The following is a 16,221-nucleotide window of genomic DNA, read 5'->3' on the forward strand; positions in this document are numbered from 1 at the left end:
GTGGTCCTTCTCCTTAACTCATGGTTATTTAAAATAATTTTTCCATCTCTTGCGCGCGGGAAACGGCGGCCTGCATCGCTTGCGCCACGGTTTCCGGCAGCTGGCGTTCATTGAACACCCGCAGCGCTTCGGCGGTGGTGCCACCTTTGGAGGTCACCTGCTCGCGCAGCGTGCCCAGCGGCGTATCCGGGTTGGCTTCCACCAGCGCGGCGGCGCCGGAAGCGGCCTGCTGCACCAGATCGCGCGCGGTCTGGCTGTCGAAGCCCATACGTTCGGCCTCTTGTTGCATCGCCTCCATAAACAGGAAGAAATAGGCCGGGGCGCTGCCCGCGGCGGCGATCACGCCGTTGATGCCATTTTCGTCATCGACCCAGCAAACTTTACCGACCGACGCCATTAAATCGCCGGTGTAGTCGCGATCCTGCTGGCTGACCTGCGCCGGCGCGTACAACCCGCTCATGCCCTTGCCGACCAACGACGGGGTGTTGGGCATGATGCGCACGATGTCCAGCTTGTCGCCGAGCAGCTGATAGAAACGGCTGACCTGAATACCGGCGGCGATCGACAGCACCAGTTTGCCGCCGAAATCGACCTGCTCGCGCAGCGGTTGGCAAACGTCGGCCATCAGCTGCGGTTTGACCGCCAGCACCACCACGTCGGCCTCGCGCGCGCAGGCGACGTTGTCGCCGCTGCTGACGATGCCGTAGTCCGCTGCCAGCGCGTCACGGTTTTTCGCCGAAGGGGCGCAGACGCTGATGGATTTGGCCGGATAGCCGCCCGCCACCAGGCCGGCGATGATTGCACGCGCCATGTTGCCGGCGCCGATAAAGGTAATCTTGCGATGTTGCATCAAATCCCTCGTCTGTTTGTCAGGCCTGCGAGTAGTCGCGGGCGCCAAAAATTGCGGTGCCGATGCGCACCAGGGTGCTGCCAGCGGCGATCGCCGCCGCCATGTCGTCCGTCATGCCCATAGATAGCGTATCGGCCTGCGGATAACGCTGACGCAGGGCGAGAAATGCGTCGTTCATCTGGTTGAATACCGCCAGCTGCCGCTGATAATCCGCTTCCGGTGCCGGGATGGCCATCAGGCCGCGCAGCGTCAGGTTCGGCAGCGCAGCGATCGCTTCGGCCAGCGCTGGCAGTTCGCTTAACGCGATGCCGGATTTGCTTTGCTCGTCGCTGATGTTGATTTGAATCAGCACGTTGAGCGGCGGCAGGTCGGCCGGGCGCTGATCGCTCAGGCGCTGGGCGATGCGCAGCCGATCTACGGTATGGCACCAGGCGAAGTGTTCCGCCACCAGCCGACTCTTATTGGATTGCAGCGGGCCGATAAAGTGCCACACCAGCTCGCCGCCCTGCGGCGGCTCGGCGAAATGCCGGATCTTGTCTACCCCTTCCTGCACGTAGTTCTCGCCGAAGGCGCGCTGGCCGGCGGCGATGGCTTCTTCGATCGCCGCCACAGGTTTGGTTTTGCTGACTGCAAGCAGGGCAACTTCTTCTGGCGCCCGCGCGCAGTTTTGCGCGGCGGCCGCGATGCGGTTTCTGACATCCTGCAGGTTCTGTTGGATAGTGCTCATTATTGACCCGGGAGAGTGATATGGATATCGATGAATTCGTGGCCCTTAGTGTAAAGCATAATGCTTCCGATCTGCACCTTTGTGCCGGTCATCCGCCGATGTTGCGCATCGACGGTGAACTGCAGCCGCTGGCGGCGGCGCCAACGCTGACGGCGCAAGGCGTGCAGGCCCTCTGCGACGGATTGCTGAATGCGCAGCAGCGCGAGAGCCTGCGGCGGCTGGGGCAGGTCGATCTGGCGCTGCACCGGCCGGGCGGGGAGCGGCTGCGGGCCAACGTTTTTCAGCAAAGCGCGGGGATGTCTCTCGCATTGCGGCGCATCGCCGGGCAGGCGCCCTCGCTTGCCGAGCTGGCGGCGCCGGCCATCGTCCCGGCGTTGCTGCGGCGCGACGATGGGCTTCTCCTGGTCACCGGCGCCACCGGCAGCGGCAAGTCCACCACGCTGGCGGCGATGATCGACGAGATCAACCGGCACCAGCCGCGGCACATTTTGACGCTGGAGGATCCGATCGAATTCCTGCACCGCAGCCGGCGTTCGCTGATCCAGCAGCGGGAGATCGGCCGCGACAGCCACAGCTTCGATGCGGCGTTGCGCGCCGCGCTGCGCGAAGATCCGGATGTGATCCTGCTGGGCGAACTGCGCGATATTGCCACCATTCGGCTGGCGCTCACCGCGGCGGAGACCGGCCACCTGGTGCTGGCGACGTTGCACACCCGCAGCGCGCCGCAGGCGGTGGAACGGCTGGTGGACGTGTTTCCGGCGGAAGAGAAACCCTATGTGCGCGCCCAGCTGGCCGGCAGCCTGCAGGCGGTGATCGCGCAAAAGCTGATGAGGCGGCCCGGCGGCGGGCGAGTGGCGATCTTTGAGGTGCTGACGGCGACGGCGGCGGTCAGCAACCTGATCCGCGAAGGGAAAACCCATCAGTTGGCGAGCGTGTTGCAAACCGGCGCGCAGTCCGGCATGCAAACCTTTGAGCAAGGTTTGCAGCAGCGGATCGACGCCGGCGTGTTGGGGGAGAGTGCGGAGGAGGGAACGGAGGGTTAACCCAGCTGCCGTTCGAACCAGCTTTCGAGGATCACCACCGCAGAGGCGGAATCCACGCTGCCTTTGTCGAGCGCGCGGAAGCCGCCGCGATCGAACAGGTTGGCGCGCGCTTCCACGGTGCTCAGGCGCTCGTCATGCAGATCGATTTGGATGCCGAAGCGGCCGTGCAGGCGGTTGGCGAACTTGCGCGCCTGGGCGGTCACGGGTTGTTCGGTGCCGTCCATGTTCAGCGGCAGGCCGACCACCACCAGATCCGGCTGCCACTCCTTCAGCAGCTTTTCGATTTTCAGCCAGTCCGGCGAGCCGTCCTGCGCTTTGAAGGCCGGCAGGGCGCGGGCGCTGCCGGTCAACTCCTGGCCGACGGCCGCGCCGATGCTTTTGGTGCCGAAGTCGAAGGCGATAATGGTGCGGTTGCTCATCAGGCGTGTCCTGCGTGGTTGGCGATGCTGCGAATGTCGATACCCAGGAGGTTCCCCGCCTCGCGCCAACGGCTGGCGATCGGCGTGCGGAACAGAATGTCGGTGTTGGCTTCGATGGTCAGCCAGGCGTTCTCCAACACCTCCTGCTCCAGCTGGCCCTTTTCCCAACCTGCATAACCCAGCGCCACCAGCACGTCGTCCGGTTGTTCCGGGGTGCCGAGCGTTTCCAGCACGTCTTTCGAGGTGGTGATCATGGTGTTGGGGGAAATTTGAATGCTGGCGCCGAAGCCGTGGCGCGGCGTATGCAGGATAAACCCGCGATCGTCCGCCAGTGGGCCGCCGGCGAATACAGGCTTGTCCAGGCTGATGGCCGGATCGCGCGCAGGCGGCATGATCTTCAGCTTGCTCAATACCGTGGCTACCGTGAACTGCTCCACCGGTTTATTGATCACCAAACCCATGGCGCCTTCTTCGTTGTGCTCGCAGACGTAAATCACCGAGCGTTTGAAGCGAGGATCCTGCAGGGTGGGCATGGCGATCAGAAAATGGTGCTGTAAATTCATGGCGTTAGTATAAGGTAATCAATGGGTGAGAAAATAAACAGCCGCCAGTATGCGGCTATACCCGCCGCCTTTCAAGCCGCGAAAAGGCGGCTTTGGCGGGCGCGATGCTGGATAGCGGGCGGCAGGCCGCCCGCATGCGCATTACTTCGCCGCCAGGCGCTTTTCAATCGCGTCCATCAGCATGCCGGTAATCGAGATCGGGAATGCCGCCTCAATTTCGCGTGCGCAGGTTGGGCTGGTCACGTTGATCTCGGTCAGGCGATCGCCGATCACGTCCAGGCCGACGAAGATCAGCCCTTTCTCTTTCAGCGTCGGGGCGACGGTGCGGGCGATTTTCCAGTCGCTCTCGCTCAGCGGGCGCGCTTCGCCACGGCCGCCGGCCGCCAGGTTGCCGCGGGTCTCGCCCTGCGCCGGAATGCGCGCCAGGCAGTAAGGCACCGGCTCGCCGTCGACGACCAGGATGCGTTTGTCGCCGTCCTTGATCGCCGGCAGGAAGTTCTGCGCCATGCAGAAACGGCTGCCGTGTTCGGTCAGGGTTTCGATGATCACCGACAGGTTGGGATCGTCCTGCTTCACGCGGAAGATAGACGCGCCGCCCATGCCGTCCAGCGGCTTCAGGATGATGTCGCCGTGCTGCTGGTGGAATTTGCGGATGTGCGCGGCGCTGCGGCTGACCAGCGTGTCCGGCGTCAGCTCAGGGAACCAGGCGGTGAACAGCTTCTCGTTGCAGTCGCGCAGGCTCTGCGGCTTGTTGACCACCAGCGTGCCTTTGACCTCGGCGCGCTCCAGAATGTAGGTCGCGTAGATGTATTCGGTATCGAACGGCGGATCCTTGCGCATCAGGATCACGTCCAGATCGTGCAGCGCCAGATCCTGCTCGCTGCCGAAGCTGAACCAGTTTTCCTTGTCTTCCTTCACGCTCAGCAGGCGGGTGCGGGCGCGCCCGTCACCGGCGTGCAGATAGAGATCGTTCATCTCCATGTAGTGCAATTCGTAACCGCGGCGCTGCGCTTCGAGCAGCATGGCGAAGCTGGTGTCTTTCTTGATGTTGATGGAATCGATAGGATCCATCACGATGCCGAGCTTAATCATCTTTTCTCCTTTAACCCAGGTCGCCGAAGCGGACCTGCAGAGCGGTAATGGCGGTGAGCGCTGTGGTTTCGGTACGCAGCACGCGTGGCCCCAACAGAATATCAGTAAATCCGTGGCCGGTGGTCATGGCGATTTCGTCGGCGGACAAACCGCCTTCCGGGCCGATCAGCAGGCGGACGCGGTCTACCGGCTGCGGCAGGGTGTTGATGCTGTGGCTGGCGCGCGGATGCAGGTTGAGCTTCAGGCTGCCGTCTTGTTCGGCGCACCAGGCTTCCAGCGACATCGCCTCGCGGATTTCGGGAATGCGGTTGCGGCCGCACTGTTCGCAGGCGGCGATGGCGATCTTTTGCCATTGCTGGATTTTCTTCGCCAGACGCTCGCCGTCCAGTTTGACGCCGCAGCGCTCGGAAAACAGCGGGGTAATGACGTTGACGCCCAGCTCGATGGATTTCTGGATGGTGAACTCCATCTTCTCGCCGCGCGAGATCACCTGGCCCAGATGCAGGTTGAGCGGCGATTCGATGTCGTCCACGCGGCCGTCGCTGAGGCGCACCAGCACGCTCTTTTTGTCCACCCGAACTATCTCGGCGTCGAACACCTGGTTGCTGCCGTCGAACAGCTGCAGCGCCTGGCCGGCGCTCATGCGCAGCACGCGGCCGACGTGGTTGGCGGCGTCCTCGCTGAGGGCGATCTCCGCCCGATCGGTCAACGGCTGCGGATGGTAAATGCGGGGTATGCGCATGGGTAGTCTGATCCTGACGAAACGGCGCCGTGGGTTGGCGGCGCCATGAAAGATAAAGGCTATAGTAGGTTAGCTTTTCCGCTGCTGACAAGCCTGTTGAATATAGGGGTTGTGGTTGCCCTGCACCTTGGCGATACGTGCTTCACGCTGACATTCCCATTGGCTCACCGGATATTGCCGGTTCCACACCTCGAACAGCTGGGTTTGCTGGCGTGACAGCCGCAGCTGGTAGCGATCGCGCATGTAGAAGTAGGTGCGGGCGATGGCGCCGCGGGCGCGGGCGGGCGGCTCCGCCTGTTTATTCTTGAAGTCCACCTTCATCGGGCATTGCCCGTACTGGCCGGCGCCGCCGTTCCATTGGCTGTACATGAAGTTATTGCGGTCGCCGTTCACTTCGCCGATCGCCGGCTGCAGGTTGTGCAGATCGGTTTCTATCTGGCGATAGGTGGCGTCCTTGTTGCAGTTTTTGCGCCCGCCGTCCTGCCAGCACTGCAGCTGGTGGCCGAACTGCCAGGCCGGCACCACGTGTTCCCACTCGATACGCTGCGCGCGCTGGGCGTTTTTACGCACCTGATAGCCGCAGCCGGCGAGATCCGGGATGCCCTTCTTGCCTTGCCAATCAATGCGGCAGCCGCAGTAAAAACTGCCCGGCGCATCCTGGTTAATCTTGGCCGCCGCCGCCTTGGCCTGAGAAAAGTTATTGATGCCGTGCGCCTGTACGGCGCCTGCGGCGAAAACCGCGATAAACAAAATTCTGCGAAGCATATTCCAAAACAGCTCAAAATTGGAAAAGCAGGCAGGGTAACGGAACTTGCCGGCAGTGGCAAATGGCGATATTTGCTTGTTTTAACGTATAAATCGTTTAACTAAAGGTTCTCGTTAGCGAGAAATTTCAGTTTTTCGCCGCACCGGCGGCAGCGGTATTCGCTTTCGCCGCGCAGCACGCGATTATGGCGGCGGATGGTGAGCTGATGCTGCCCGCAGCCGCAGCGATAGGGGAAGGTTTTGCTTTGCACCGAGGCGGTTTCGAAGCGGTGGGTGCGGCTGGCGGGGGTCAGCAGCACGCTTTCCATCATCCAGCGCCATTCGCGGCCGTGCGGCGCCACCCGGCCGAATTGGCGAAACACCAGCAGGTGCGCCAACTCGTGCGGCACCACTTCATCGATAAACGGCTGTTGGTTTTCCAGCAGCAGCACCGGATTCAGGCGGATTTCCCAGCTTTGCAGCCAGGCGGTGCCCGCGCTGGTGCCGCGTTGCTGATAGACGATACTGGGTTCGGGGAACTCGACGGCAAAATGCCGGCGGGCCAGCTGCAGCTTTTCTCGCAGGCAGCGCATTACCGCTTGTTGCAGCGCGATGGGGATTCTCGGTTTGTTCATTGCGGCCTAGCTTAAGCAATGGAGCGGCGGCTGACAATACGCCCCGCGTAAATCGCATCCGGCGCTTTTTCGCCACATTGATAAGACGATCGCCGCCGATGGATTGTAATCAATGTGTTAACTGCGGGATAATAAAGCGTGCATGATGAGCCTGTACCCGCAGTTCTCACCGAGCAAGGTTGAAACGCCGCCTGTGGTAATCCCTTACGCAAAGAGCGGTTATTTTGCGATTTGGCGCAATAACTGACTGATTAAAAATACGTAAGGTGGAGGCAGTTTTTTGACAAGGCGCCGAGCCGTGCGCCGCAAGTGTGAATTTAACGCAGCTGATGTTGCAAGTGAGAGATCAATGTCGAATAAACCGTTCCACTATCAAGATCCGTTCCCGCTGAAGAAAGACGATACCGAATACTACCTGCTGAGCCGCGACCACGTTTCCGTGAGCGAATTTGAAGGCCAGGAAATTCTGAAAGTTGCCCCTGAAGCGTTAACCCTGCTTGCCCAGCATGCGTTCCACGACGCCTCGTTCATGCTGCGCCCGGCGCACCAGCAGCAGGTGGCCGATATCCTCAAAGATCCGGACGCCAGTGAAAACGACAAGTACGTTGCGCTGCAATTTCTGCGTAACTCAGAAATCGCCGCCAAGGGTATTTTACCGACCTGCCAGGACACCGGTACGGCGATCATCGTCGGCAAAAAGGGCCAGCGCGTCTGGACCGGCGGCGGCGATGAAGCCGCGCTGTCGCGCGGGGTGTACAACACCTACATCCAAGAGAATTTGCGCTATTCGCAGAACGCCGCGCTGGATATGTACAAAGAGGTCAACACCGGCAGCAACCTGCCAGCGCAGATCGATCTCTACAGCGTGGACGGTGAAGAGTATAAGTTCCTGTGCATCGCCAAGGGAGGCGGTTCCGCCAACAAAACCTATCTGTATCAGGAAACCAAGGCGCTGCTGTCGCCGGGCAAACTGAAAAATTACCTGGTCGACAAGATGCGCACGCTGGGCACCGCGGCTTGCCCGCCGTACCACGTGGCGTTCGTCATCGGCGGCACCTCGGCGGAAGCGACGCTGAAAACCGTCAAGCTGGCTTCGACCAAGTATTACGATGGTCTGCCGACCGAAGGCAACGAGCATGGCCAGGCGTTCCGCGATCTGGAACTTGAAGCGGAATTGCTGCAAGAAGCGCAGAACCTGGGTCTGGGCGCGCAGTTCGGCGGCAAATACTTCGCGCACGATATCCGCGTGGTGCGCCTGCCGCGCCACGGCGCGTCGTGCCCGGTCGGCATGGGCGTCTCCTGCTCCGCGGATCGCAACATCAAAGGCAAGATCAACCGCGACGGCATCTGGCTGGAAAAACTGGAGCACAATCCGGGGAAATTCATTCCTCAGGAGCTGCGCCAGGCCGGGGAGGGCGAGGCGATCAAGGTCGATCTCAACCGTCCGATGGCCGAGATCCTCAAACAGCTGTCGCAGTACCCGGTTTCCACCCGCCTGTCGCTGAGCGGCACCATCATCGTCGGCCGCGATATCGCGCACGCCAAGCTGAAAGAACGCCTGGATCGCGGTGAAGGCCTGCCGCAGTACGTCAAGGATCACCCGATCTACTACGCCGGCCCGGCCAAAACGCCGGAAGGCTACGCGTCCGGTTCGCTGGGGCCAACCACCGCCGGGCGTATGGACTCCTACGTCGATCTGCTGCAATCCCACGGCGGCAGCATGATCATGCTGGCGAAAGGCAACCGCAGCCAGCAGGTAACGGATGCCTGCCACAAGCACGGCGGTTTCTATCTCGGCAGCATCGGCGGCCCGGCGGCGGTGCTGGCGCAGCAGAGCATCAAGAGCCTGGAGTGCGTGGAGTACCCTGAGCTGGGCATGGAAGCGATCTGGAAAATCGAGGTGGAAGATTTCCCGGCGTTTATCCTGGTGGATGACAAAGGCAATGACTTCTTCCAGAAGATCCAGGCTGGTCAGTGCTCCAGCTGCCTGAAATAAGCGCGGCCCCCTTCGCCGCCTGCGGGCGGTGAAGGGGATTGTGTAAAGTCCTGTAGCCTGCTGGACGGCGAGTTTTAACCTGTATACCCTACGCGGACAGCACTAAAATTCGACTAATGGAATATCGGCAACAGAAGGCTCGGCAAGCACATGAGTACGCAGGAAAGTCATATCAAGGAATTGCTGGTCTGGATTGAGGATAATCTGACCAATCCGCTGTCGTTGGATATCGTTTCCGCCAAGTCAGGCTATACGAAATGGTATCTGCAGCGCATGTTCAAGAAGCAGACCGGATTATCGTTAGCTTCGTATATCCGCGCTCGCCGCCTCTATCTCGCCGCCTTCGCCTTGCGTTTCACGCAGAAGAGCATCCTCGATATCTCGGTCGAATACCAATTCGATAACCAGCAGACGTTCTCGCGCTGTTTCAAGAAACACTTCGCCGAATCGCCCAGCGTCTATCGCCATGCCCGCAAGCAGGACTTCAGCAATCTGGTGCGTTCGCTGGCGGCCAGCCAGCCGGGCGATATTCAGGTCGAACGCGTCAGCATCGCCAGCGGGCAATACGCCTTTCACGGCAAGCAGTACGCTTATCACCTGGATATCGAGAAGCTGGACAAGTCGCACCTGCCGCAGCGCAGCGCGCTGCGGGCGCAGTTCTATACCTTATTGGGCGAGCGCCCGACGCAAACCTATTCGTTTACCCAACTGGTGCCGGACGGCGAGCGGGTCAGGGTCGATTATACCCTGGGCGTGACGACGGAATACCCGCTGCGCGAAGGCGTGGTGCTGGAGCCGTTGCCGGAGATCCACGGCGAGTTTTGCCGTTTTCGCTATTCCGGCAAGCCGGTGGCGCTCAATGACCACATCATTCAAATCTACACGCAGGTGCTGCCCGAAATGGGGTTGGCCCGCGGAGAGGGGCCGGACATTACGGTGTTCAGCTATTCGCTGAGCGGGAAAGAGGAGCTGCATCTGGAGTTGCAGCATCTGGTGCCGGTGGTGCCGCTGCATTGAGCTCGTCGGCGGCCGGCAGCCGGTTTTTTTGCTGCACGATCGCCGCCATCACCGCCAGGGCGATCTCCGCCGGGGTTTTGCTGCCCAGCGGCAGGCCGATCGGCGCATGGATGCGTTCCAGCTCCTGCGGGGTGAATTCGGCAATCTGCTGCAAACGCTGGCGCCGCCGCGCGCTGTTTCTGAGCGAGCCCATGGCGCCGATGTAAAACGCCGGGGTGTGGATCGCTTCCATCAGCGTCAGGTCGTCCATGCGCGGATCGTGGGTCAGCGCCACGACGGCGGTATTGGCGTGGCAACCCCCTTCCTCAATGAATTTGGCCGGAAACTGACGCAGCAACGTCACGCCCGGTTTCAGCTCGACGGCAAAGTTATCCAGCGCCTCCGGGCGGTTCTCGCACACCAGCACCTCAAACCCCAACGCCACGGCGAAATCGGCGCAGTACAGCGCCACGCTGGACAGCCCGGCGATCAGCAGGCGCGGCGCGGCCGCGATGTGCAGGGTGATCTGCTCGAGCCGGCGTTCGACCTGGGTGGCGCTGGTGAAGTGGCTCTGCTCGAGGCTGTGGCAGGCGTTGGGCAGCGTCAGGCGTTTGATCAACGCGTGATGCCCTTCCAGCGCGCCGGCGATGCGCCGCAGGTAAGCGATGCTGGCTTCACTCGCCGGCAGGTATTCGATCAGCACGTCCAGCACGCCGCCGCAGGGCAGCGCCACGTTGGGCGTCATGCCGCCTTCGCCGTAGCGAATCACCTGGCTGGCCGCCTGATACTCCCCGGCGGCCATGCGGCGCAAAAAATCCTCCTCCACGCAGCCGCCCGACAGCGAGCCGCTGTAGCGGCCATCGCGGGTCGCCGCCATCAGCGCACCCGGCGAGCGCGGCGAAGAGCCGTAGGTGCTGAGCACGGTACATAACCAGACCGGCTGTTGCTGCAGCCAGCTTATCGCCTGGCTGACCACGGTGACGTCAAGATGTTGCATAGGTGAATTTACTCGCTGGCCGGGAGTTGCGATGGAAGATCAATATCCTGCACGACGCCGGGTTGCTCAAGCGGCAGCAGGTGCACTGCCGCGCCTTGCAGCAGTTCACGCGCGCCATTATCGCCGCGCAGTTGGCAAAGGGGTTTGCGCAATAGAGCGGAAAAGCCGACCGGATGACCGGGCTGTTGCGCATAGCAGGGGCGCACGATCGCGTGCTGCCGTAAGGCATCCGCCACCTGCCGGAAAACATCGGCGCCGACGAACGGCATATCGGCCAGGTGAATCAGCCAGCCCTGCCAGTGCGGCGTGGCCGCAACGCCCGCGGCGATCGAGTCGCCGAGGCCCGCGCTGGCGAGCAGGGTGACCGGCACCTGGTTGGCGGCGCAGGCGGCCAGCACCGGCAGATTATCCGGCCGGGTCACCACCTGTACCGGCAGGCCGGAGGCCAGCGCCTGGCGCAGGGTGTGTTCGAACAGCGATCGCCGCTCGCCCGCCGCATCGGCAAATCCGGCGTTCAATTTGTTGCCCCGGCCGCCGGCCTGAATAAAGCGCTCCCCGCGTCCGGCGGCGGTAATGACAATGCCCGTGGTCATGGTTGAAGTCCGTGTTTGCGCAAATTATTTATTAGCCTACAAACTACCTGTGTTTTGTAAATGTTTTTTTGTTGAAAACAGTCTGTTAATCATCACATAATTTTAGTTATAAGCATATGCTTATGACGTCTACGGCAAGGTCGTCAGCGTTTGCGCAACAACACCGCGAACAAAAACCAATTACAAGAAAGACGTGAAGGACTTATTTATGAGCAATTTCAACCCGTCGCGGCGCCGCTTTATCAAAGGCGCCGTGATTGCGGGGGTGTCCGTGTACCTCGCGCCCCTGTACAGCCGCGCCTACGCCGCGCTGTTCGAGCAAAAAATCCTCCAGTCACCCAACTGGGATCCGCAGACCAAACGCGTCCGTTTCCGTATCGATGGCCGCGCCAAGGTGATGGGGCAGAAGGTGTTCGCGCGCGACATCCGCGCGGTGGACATGCCGCACTGGCCGCAGAAACAGGCGCACGCCTTCATTCTTCGCGTCACTAAAGCCGACCGGCTGTTCGAGGGCGTCGATCTGTCGCTGCTGGGGGACGACCTGCAGCCGGATCGCCTGGTGACGGCGGAAGATCTGGCGCGCGACGGCCTGGCCTTCCCGGCGTTCTACGGCGACGACATGCTGCTGCCGAGCGGCAAAACCCCGGCCTATCTCGGCCAGGCGGTGGCGATACTGATCTATCACGACTTCGCCCGTTTCCGCTTCGCCAAGGACAAGCTGAAATTCCGTGAGGAAACCATCAAATACGGCGCGGTCACCGGCCCGCTGGAGCGCGATCCCTGGGGCAGCTTCCGCTATGTGCGGGTGGGGGGCGATCAACCGTTCGACGACGATCGCTTCTCCAGCCTGAAGGACACGCCGATCTTCCCGGTGTCGATGAAAAAACACCTGCCGGTGTGGCCGGAAGGACGCGAGGGCGGCAAGCTGGATCAGGAAGGCATGCGCTATGCGGGCCTGATCGCCGACGAGATGGCCAATCCGCCGGCCGATTGGCTGGTGATGTCGCGCCGCTACACCACGCAGTCGATCGACACCTCGGCGCTGGAGCCGGACAACGCCAACGGCTGGTTCGATGCCGAGACGCAAACGCTGCATCTGGTGGTGCCGACCCAGTCGCCGCAGGAAGTGGCCGACGAGATGCCGCGCATGCTGGCCAAGCGCAACCCGCCGGTGAAACAGCTTATCCTGCACCCGTGCTACACCGTGGGCTACGGCTCGAAAGATCACTACAACTTCCCGTATTACGGCGCGGTGGCGGCGATGTACGGCGACGGCCACCCGGTGCGCCTGGCCAACGATCGCTTCGAGCAGTTCCAGACGGCGCTGAAGCGCCACGCGTTCGACATGAATTACCGCATCGCGGTGAATAAGCAGACCGGCGTCATGCAGTCGTTCCTCGGCGACATGACCGCGGACGGCGGCGGCCGCAGCAACTTTACCCCTTCGGTGGTGATGGTCGGCGCGACCGCCGCCCAGTCGATTTACTACTTCCCGAAAAGCGATCTGTCGTCGGTCGGGCTGGCCTCACGCGCCATCGACGCCGGCTCGGCGCGCGGTTACGGCACGCTGCAGAGCATGGCCGCCACCGAGATGATGGTGGATGAGCTGGCCGCCGAGCTGAAGATCGACCCGATCGAGTTCCGCCTGCGCAACGTGCTGAAATCCGGCATGAAAAACACCCAGGGGGCGATCCCGGCCGGTGCGATCCGCGCCGATGAAGTGCTGGAGAAGGCGGCGAAGCATGAGATGTGGCTCAAGCGCGCCGAACGCAAGGCCGAGTTTGAGAGCCGCCATCCCGGCAAGCGCTATGGCGTTGGCTTCGGCTGCGTGCAGAAAGACTTCGGCACCGGGGCGGAAACCTCGTTCGCCCGGGTAGAGCTGAGCGAAGACGGCCGCATCACGCTGCATCACAGCGGCGCGGAGATGGGCACCGGCATGTCGACCTCGCAGTCGGTGCTGTGCGCGCAGTGGCTGGGAAAACCGGCCGACGAAGCGCATTTCTCGGTCACTGACTGGTCGGTGCTGCCGATGGTCACCAGCGGCGATCCCTACCTGATGTCGCAGGAGGAGCAGGACAAGCTGCAAACCAACCCTAACTGGACGCCGAGCTACTGTTCGCCGTCCAGCGCCAGCAACTCGGCCTATTACTTCTCGCACAGCACCCGCGAAGCGGCGCGCCTGATCTTCGATCACGGCCTGTGGCCGGCGGCGATGGCGCTGTGGCAGGCCGGCATCGGCGGCGGCCAGGCGGCGCCGCTGGTAGTGCGGTGTGAAGATGCGCGTTGGGTCGAAGGCGGCCTGACGGCGGCGGGCATGTCGGTGCTGAGCCTCGAGCTGCTGGCCAAGACGGCCTATCAGATGGGCGGCGTCACCGGCGCGGCGGTGCACGTCTTCAACCGCTGGCAGTGGGCGGAGGCCGATTTCACGCTGAGCGGCAAAAGCGAACGCCTGCCGATCGACGGCATGGCGCTGCGCAACGCCGGCGGCGAATTCAAACCGCTGGCGCGCGGGCAGGTCTACTACCCGCCAACCCAGCGTAACAATGCGGCGGTCACCTACTACAGCGCCGTCGGCACGCTGGCGGAAGTGGCGGTGGATATCGCCACCGGCCAGGTGGAATTGCTGAATCACCATTCGATCATGGAGTGCGGCAACCTGATCGTGCCGGAACTGGTTTCCGGCCAGCTGCAGGGCGGGCTGGCGATGGGGATCGGCCATGCGCTGCACGAATATTTACCGCTGTACGAAGACGGGCCGGGCAACGGCACCTGGAACTTCAACCGTTACCACCTGCCGCGCGCCAGCGACGTGGCGGTGTGGAAGCAGAGTGGCGACATCCTGCCGGCGCTGTCGGAAACCGATCCGCCGAAAGGCATGGCGGAGGTGGTGATGATCCCGATTGTGGCCGCGCTGGTCAACGCCATCGCCGACGCCACCGGCCACCGTTTCCGTGATTTGCCCGTTCGTGCAGAAAATATTCGTGAGGTATTACAATGAGCATTAAAACCCAGCCGATCTCCCTGACCATCAACCAGAAGCAGTACGGCCCAATCGAGGTGCCGGAAGGCCTGATGATGATCGATTTCCTGCACGAATACCTTGACCTGACCGGCTCGCGCCTCGGCTGCGGGCAGGGCATTTGCCACGCCTGCGTGGCAATCGTCGATCACCCGAGCGGCACCAGCGAAGAGGTGCGCACCTGCATCACCGGCGCGCATTTCTTCAACGGCAAGAAAGTGCGTACCGTCGAAGGCCACGCCAGGGTGGACGAGCAGGGCGAGGTGGTTGAACTGTCGCCGATCCAGCAGGCGTTTCTGGAGCACTACAGCTTCCAGTGCGGCTATTGCACGCCGGGCTTCGTCAATGCCGCCACCATTTTCGTGGAAAAGCTCAAGCGTGAACCTATCGCTCGCGAGCAGCTGGAAAGCGCCATCGAGCAGGCGTTGGACAGCCACATCTGCCGCTGCACCGGCTACGTGCGTTACTACGAAGCGGTGCGCGACGTGGTGCTGAAAACGCCGGGCCTGCTGAAGGAGACGGCGCAATGAAAAAACGTCTCGCAGTATTGATTGTGCTGGTGGCGATCGTGGTGATTGCGCTGCTGTGGTGGCGGGAAAACCGCCGTTACGACGGCCCGGTGCAGCAGGTGACCGCCGGCGCCGAACAGATCGCCCGCGGCCGCTATCTGGCGCAGGCCGCCGACTGCGCCGCCTGTCATACCGCCAGCGGCGGGGCGCCGTTGGCCGGCGGCTATCCGCTGGAAACGCCGTTCGGCACGATTTACGGCAGCAATCTGACGCCGTCGGCCGACCACGGCATCGGGCGCTGGACCAGGGACGACTTCTTCCTGGCGCTGACGCAGGGCGTGGCGCCGGGCGGGCGGCACCTGTACCCGGCGATGCCTTATACCTCGTACAAGGGCATGTCGCGTCAGGACGCTGACGACATCTACGCTTACCTGATGACGCGCCCGGCGGTGGACGCGGCCATTCCGGCCAACGAGATGCCGTTCCCGTTCAACCAGCGCATGGCGCTGATCGGCTGGAACCTGCTGTTCCGCAGCCAGGATCCGCTGCCGGCCAGTTCGCAGGGCAGCTCGCCGCAATGGCAGCGCGGCCGCTATCTGGCCGACGTGCTGGGCCACTGTGGCGAATGCCACACGCCGCGCGGCGCGCTGGGGCAGATGGATCTCGCCAAGCCGATGCAGGGCGGCGATCTCGGCCGCTTCATGGCGCCGGACATTACGCCGCACGGCCTGGCGCAGCGCGGCTGGACGCCGCAGGACATCAGCCGCTTCCTCAGCACCGGCCTCGCGCCGCAGGGTTCCGCCTTCAGCGAGATGCACATGGTGGTGGATCTCAGCACCCGGCATTTAACGCCGGAAGACCATCAGGCGCTGGCGCTGTATCTGATGGGCGAGCAGCCGCCGGCGGCGGTGCCGGTGAAAATGGGCCAGGGCAGTGATGCCGGGCGCATGGCCTATCTGGATCAGTGCGCCGGCTGCCACGCCCGCGAAGGCGAGGGCAAACCGCACGTCGCACCGGCGATGCGCGATAACGCCACGCTGCGCCAGGTGGACGGCAAGAACCTGATCGTGTCGGTGCTGGACGGCCTGCCGGCTCAGCAGTTCCCGAACGGCGAAAGCATGCAGAGCATGCCGGGCTTCGGCGAACGGCTGAGCGATGCCGACGTGGCGGAGCTGGTGAATTATCTGCGCGTGACCTGGGGCGGCTTGCCGGCGGACATCACCGCCGAACAGGTGAAAGCGCTGCGCAAATAAGCGGCGTTCAGGCGAAAAAAATGGCCCGCATCAGCGGGCCATT

16 protein-coding genes are annotated in these 16,221 nt (G+C 62.6%); 6 read left to right on the forward strand and 10 right to left on the reverse strand.

Going from position 1 to position 16,221, the window contains the following annotated elements; genetic code table 11:
- Positions 1 to 28: 28 nt before the first annotated feature.
- Positions 29 to 850, reverse strand: a complete 822-nt coding sequence (gene proC / locus ACJ8IN_RS04145; RefSeq protein ID WP_060425101.1) for a pyrroline-5-carboxylate reductase — start codon at positions 848 to 850, stop codon at positions 29 to 31.
- 19 nt (positions 851 to 869) lie between these two features.
- Positions 870 to 1,577: a YggS family pyridoxal phosphate-dependent enzyme gene (locus tag ACJ8IN_RS04150; RefSeq protein WP_308326033.1), complete on the reverse strand. Its 708-nt coding sequence runs from the start codon at positions 1,575 to 1,577 to the stop codon at positions 870 to 872.
- Between the two features lie 20 nt (positions 1,578 to 1,597).
- Between ACJ8IN_RS04150 and ACJ8IN_RS04155 the strand changes: the two genes are divergently transcribed.
- Positions 1,598 to 2,620, forward strand: a complete 1,023-nt coding sequence (locus ACJ8IN_RS04155) for a type IV pilus twitching motility protein PilT (protein ID WP_060425099.1) — start codon at positions 1,598 to 1,600, stop codon at positions 2,618 to 2,620.
- Here the strand turns inward: ACJ8IN_RS04155 and ruvX are convergent.
- The 6 genes from ruvX to ACJ8IN_RS04185 form a co-directional block, all read right to left on the reverse strand.
- On the reverse strand, positions 2,617 to 3,039 hold the full coding sequence (gene ruvX / locus ACJ8IN_RS04160; RefSeq protein WP_015379046.1) for a Holliday junction resolvase RuvX: 423 nt from the start codon (positions 3,037 to 3,039) through the stop codon (positions 2,617 to 2,619). The genes ACJ8IN_RS04155 and ruvX overlap by 4 nt on opposite strands.
- Positions 3,039 to 3,602, reverse strand: a complete 564-nt coding sequence (locus tag ACJ8IN_RS04165) for a YqgE/AlgH family protein (protein ID WP_033635940.1) — start codon at positions 3,600 to 3,602, stop codon at positions 3,039 to 3,041. The genes ruvX and ACJ8IN_RS04165 overlap by 1 nt, the downstream gene beginning before the upstream one ends.
- A 141-nt stretch (positions 3,603 to 3,743) precedes the next feature.
- On the reverse strand, positions 3,744 to 4,694 hold the full coding sequence (gene gshB, locus ACJ8IN_RS04170; protein ID WP_033635939.1) for a glutathione synthase: 951 nt from the start codon (positions 4,692 to 4,694) through the stop codon (positions 3,744 to 3,746).
- A 10-nt stretch (positions 4,695 to 4,704) separates the two neighbouring features.
- Positions 4,705 to 5,436, reverse strand: coding sequence for a 16S rRNA (uracil(1498)-N(3))-methyltransferase (gene rsmE, locus ACJ8IN_RS04175; protein ID WP_033649590.1), 732 nt, complete (start codon positions 5,434 to 5,436; stop codon positions 4,705 to 4,707).
- Positions 5,437 to 5,505: 69 nt separating this feature from the next.
- Positions 5,506 to 6,201 carry a deoxyribonuclease I gene (endA, locus tag ACJ8IN_RS04180; protein ID WP_033649591.1) on the reverse strand — a complete coding sequence of 232 codons (696 nt, stop codon included), beginning with the start codon at positions 6,199 to 6,201 and terminating at the stop codon, positions 5,506 to 5,508.
- A gap of 101 nt (positions 6,202 to 6,302) precedes the next feature.
- Positions 6,303 to 6,815, reverse strand: coding sequence for a SprT family zinc-dependent metalloprotease (locus tag ACJ8IN_RS04185; RefSeq protein WP_060436648.1), 513 nt, complete (start codon positions 6,813 to 6,815; stop codon positions 6,303 to 6,305).
- 349 nt (positions 6,816 to 7,164) lie between these two features.
- On the opposite strand from ACJ8IN_RS04185, the gene fumA reads away from it, so the two are divergent.
- Positions 7,165 to 8,811, forward strand: a complete 1,647-nt coding sequence (gene fumA, locus ACJ8IN_RS04190; RefSeq protein ID WP_033649593.1) for a class I fumarate hydratase FumA — start codon at positions 7,165 to 7,167, stop codon at positions 8,809 to 8,811.
- Between the two features lie 150 nt (positions 8,812 to 8,961).
- Complete coding sequence (locus ACJ8IN_RS04195; RefSeq protein WP_033654667.1) at positions 8,962 to 9,828, forward strand: helix-turn-helix domain-containing protein; 867 nt, start codon at positions 8,962 to 8,964, stop codon at positions 9,826 to 9,828.
- On the opposite strand, the gene ACJ8IN_RS04200 is transcribed toward ACJ8IN_RS04195, so the two are convergent.
- A complete protein-coding gene (locus tag ACJ8IN_RS04200) occupies positions 9,752 to 10,804 on the reverse strand; it encodes an XdhC family protein (protein WP_308326032.1) in 1,053 nt (350 codons plus the stop codon). The genes ACJ8IN_RS04195 and ACJ8IN_RS04200 overlap by 77 nt on opposite strands.
- A gap of 8 nt (positions 10,805 to 10,812) precedes the next feature.
- Positions 10,813 to 11,397 (reverse strand): nucleotidyltransferase family protein, encoded by a 585-nt coding sequence (locus ACJ8IN_RS04205; RefSeq protein WP_033649596.1) that lies wholly within the window; start codon positions 11,395 to 11,397, stop codon positions 10,813 to 10,815.
- A 208-nt stretch (positions 11,398 to 11,605) separates the two neighbouring features.
- Between ACJ8IN_RS04205 and ACJ8IN_RS04210 the strand changes: the two genes are divergently transcribed.
- Genes ACJ8IN_RS04210 through ACJ8IN_RS04220 form a run of 3 tightly spaced genes read left to right on the forward strand, consistent with a single transcriptional unit; the run spans position 11,606 to position 16,178 of the window.
- Positions 11,606 to 14,395, forward strand: a complete 2,790-nt coding sequence (locus ACJ8IN_RS04210; protein WP_308326031.1) for a xanthine dehydrogenase family protein molybdopterin-binding subunit — start codon at positions 11,606 to 11,608, stop codon at positions 14,393 to 14,395.
- Positions 14,392 to 14,946 carry a (2Fe-2S)-binding protein gene (locus ACJ8IN_RS04215; protein ID WP_033635931.1) on the forward strand — a complete coding sequence of 185 codons (555 nt, stop codon included), beginning with the start codon at positions 14,392 to 14,394 and terminating at the stop codon, positions 14,944 to 14,946. Before ACJ8IN_RS04210 ends, ACJ8IN_RS04215 begins: the two co-directional genes overlap by 4 nt.
- Positions 14,943 to 16,178: a cytochrome c gene (locus ACJ8IN_RS04220; protein WP_308326030.1), complete on the forward strand. Its 1,236-nt coding sequence runs from the start codon at positions 14,943 to 14,945 to the stop codon at positions 16,176 to 16,178. The genes ACJ8IN_RS04215 and ACJ8IN_RS04220 overlap by 4 nt, the downstream gene beginning before the upstream one ends.
- Positions 16,179 to 16,221: the final 43 nt, after the last annotated feature.

Source organism: Serratia sp. CY31944, assembly GCF_052169175.1.
Classification (GTDB): domain Bacteria; phylum Pseudomonadota; class Gammaproteobacteria; order Enterobacterales; family Enterobacteriaceae; genus Serratia; species Serratia sarumanii.

Coding starts and splice junctions, on each gene's coding strand:
- proC (WP_060425101.1), bottom strand. CDS start 850: ATGCAACATCGCAAGATTACCTTTATCGGCGCCGGCAACATGGCGCGT.
- ACJ8IN_RS04150 (WP_308326033.1), bottom strand. CDS start 1,577: ATGAGCACTATCCAACAGAACCTGCAGGATGTCAGAAACCGCATCGCG.
- ACJ8IN_RS04155 (WP_060425099.1), top strand. CDS start 1,598: ATGGATATCGATGAATTCGTGGCCCTTAGTGTAAAGCATAATGCTTCC.
- ruvX (WP_015379046.1), bottom strand. CDS start 3,039: ATGAGCAACCGCACCATTATCGCCTTCGACTTCGGCACCAAAAGCATC.
- ACJ8IN_RS04165 (WP_033635940.1), bottom strand. CDS start 3,602: ATGAATTTACAGCACCATTTTCTGATCGCCATGCCCACCCTGCAGGAT.
- gshB (WP_033635939.1), bottom strand. CDS start 4,694: ATGATTAAGCTCGGCATCGTGATGGATCCTATCGATTCCATCAACATC.
- rsmE (WP_033649590.1), bottom strand. CDS start 5,436: ATGCGCATACCCCGCATTTACCATCCGCAGCCGTTGACCGATCGGGCG.
- endA (WP_033649591.1), bottom strand. CDS start 6,201: ATGCTTCGCAGAATTTTGTTTATCGCGGTTTTCGCCGCAGGCGCCGTA.
- ACJ8IN_RS04185 (WP_060436648.1), bottom strand. CDS start 6,815: ATGAACAAACCGAGAATCCCCATCGCGCTGCAACAAGCGGTAATGCGC.
- fumA (WP_033649593.1), top strand. CDS start 7,165: ATGTCGAATAAACCGTTCCACTATCAAGATCCGTTCCCGCTGAAGAAA.
- ACJ8IN_RS04195 (WP_033654667.1), top strand. CDS start 8,962: ATGAGTACGCAGGAAAGTCATATCAAGGAATTGCTGGTCTGGATTGAG.
- ACJ8IN_RS04200 (WP_308326032.1), bottom strand. CDS start 10,804: ATGCAACATCTTGACGTCACCGTGGTCAGCCAGGCGATAAGCTGGCTG.
- ACJ8IN_RS04205 (WP_033649596.1), bottom strand. CDS start 11,397: ATGACCACGGGCATTGTCATTACCGCCGCCGGACGCGGGGAGCGCTTT.
- ACJ8IN_RS04210 (WP_308326031.1), top strand. CDS start 11,606: ATGAGCAATTTCAACCCGTCGCGGCGCCGCTTTATCAAAGGCGCCGTG.
- ACJ8IN_RS04215 (WP_033635931.1), top strand. CDS start 14,392: ATGAGCATTAAAACCCAGCCGATCTCCCTGACCATCAACCAGAAGCAG.
- ACJ8IN_RS04220 (WP_308326030.1), top strand. CDS start 14,943: ATGAAAAAACGTCTCGCAGTATTGATTGTGCTGGTGGCGATCGTGGTG.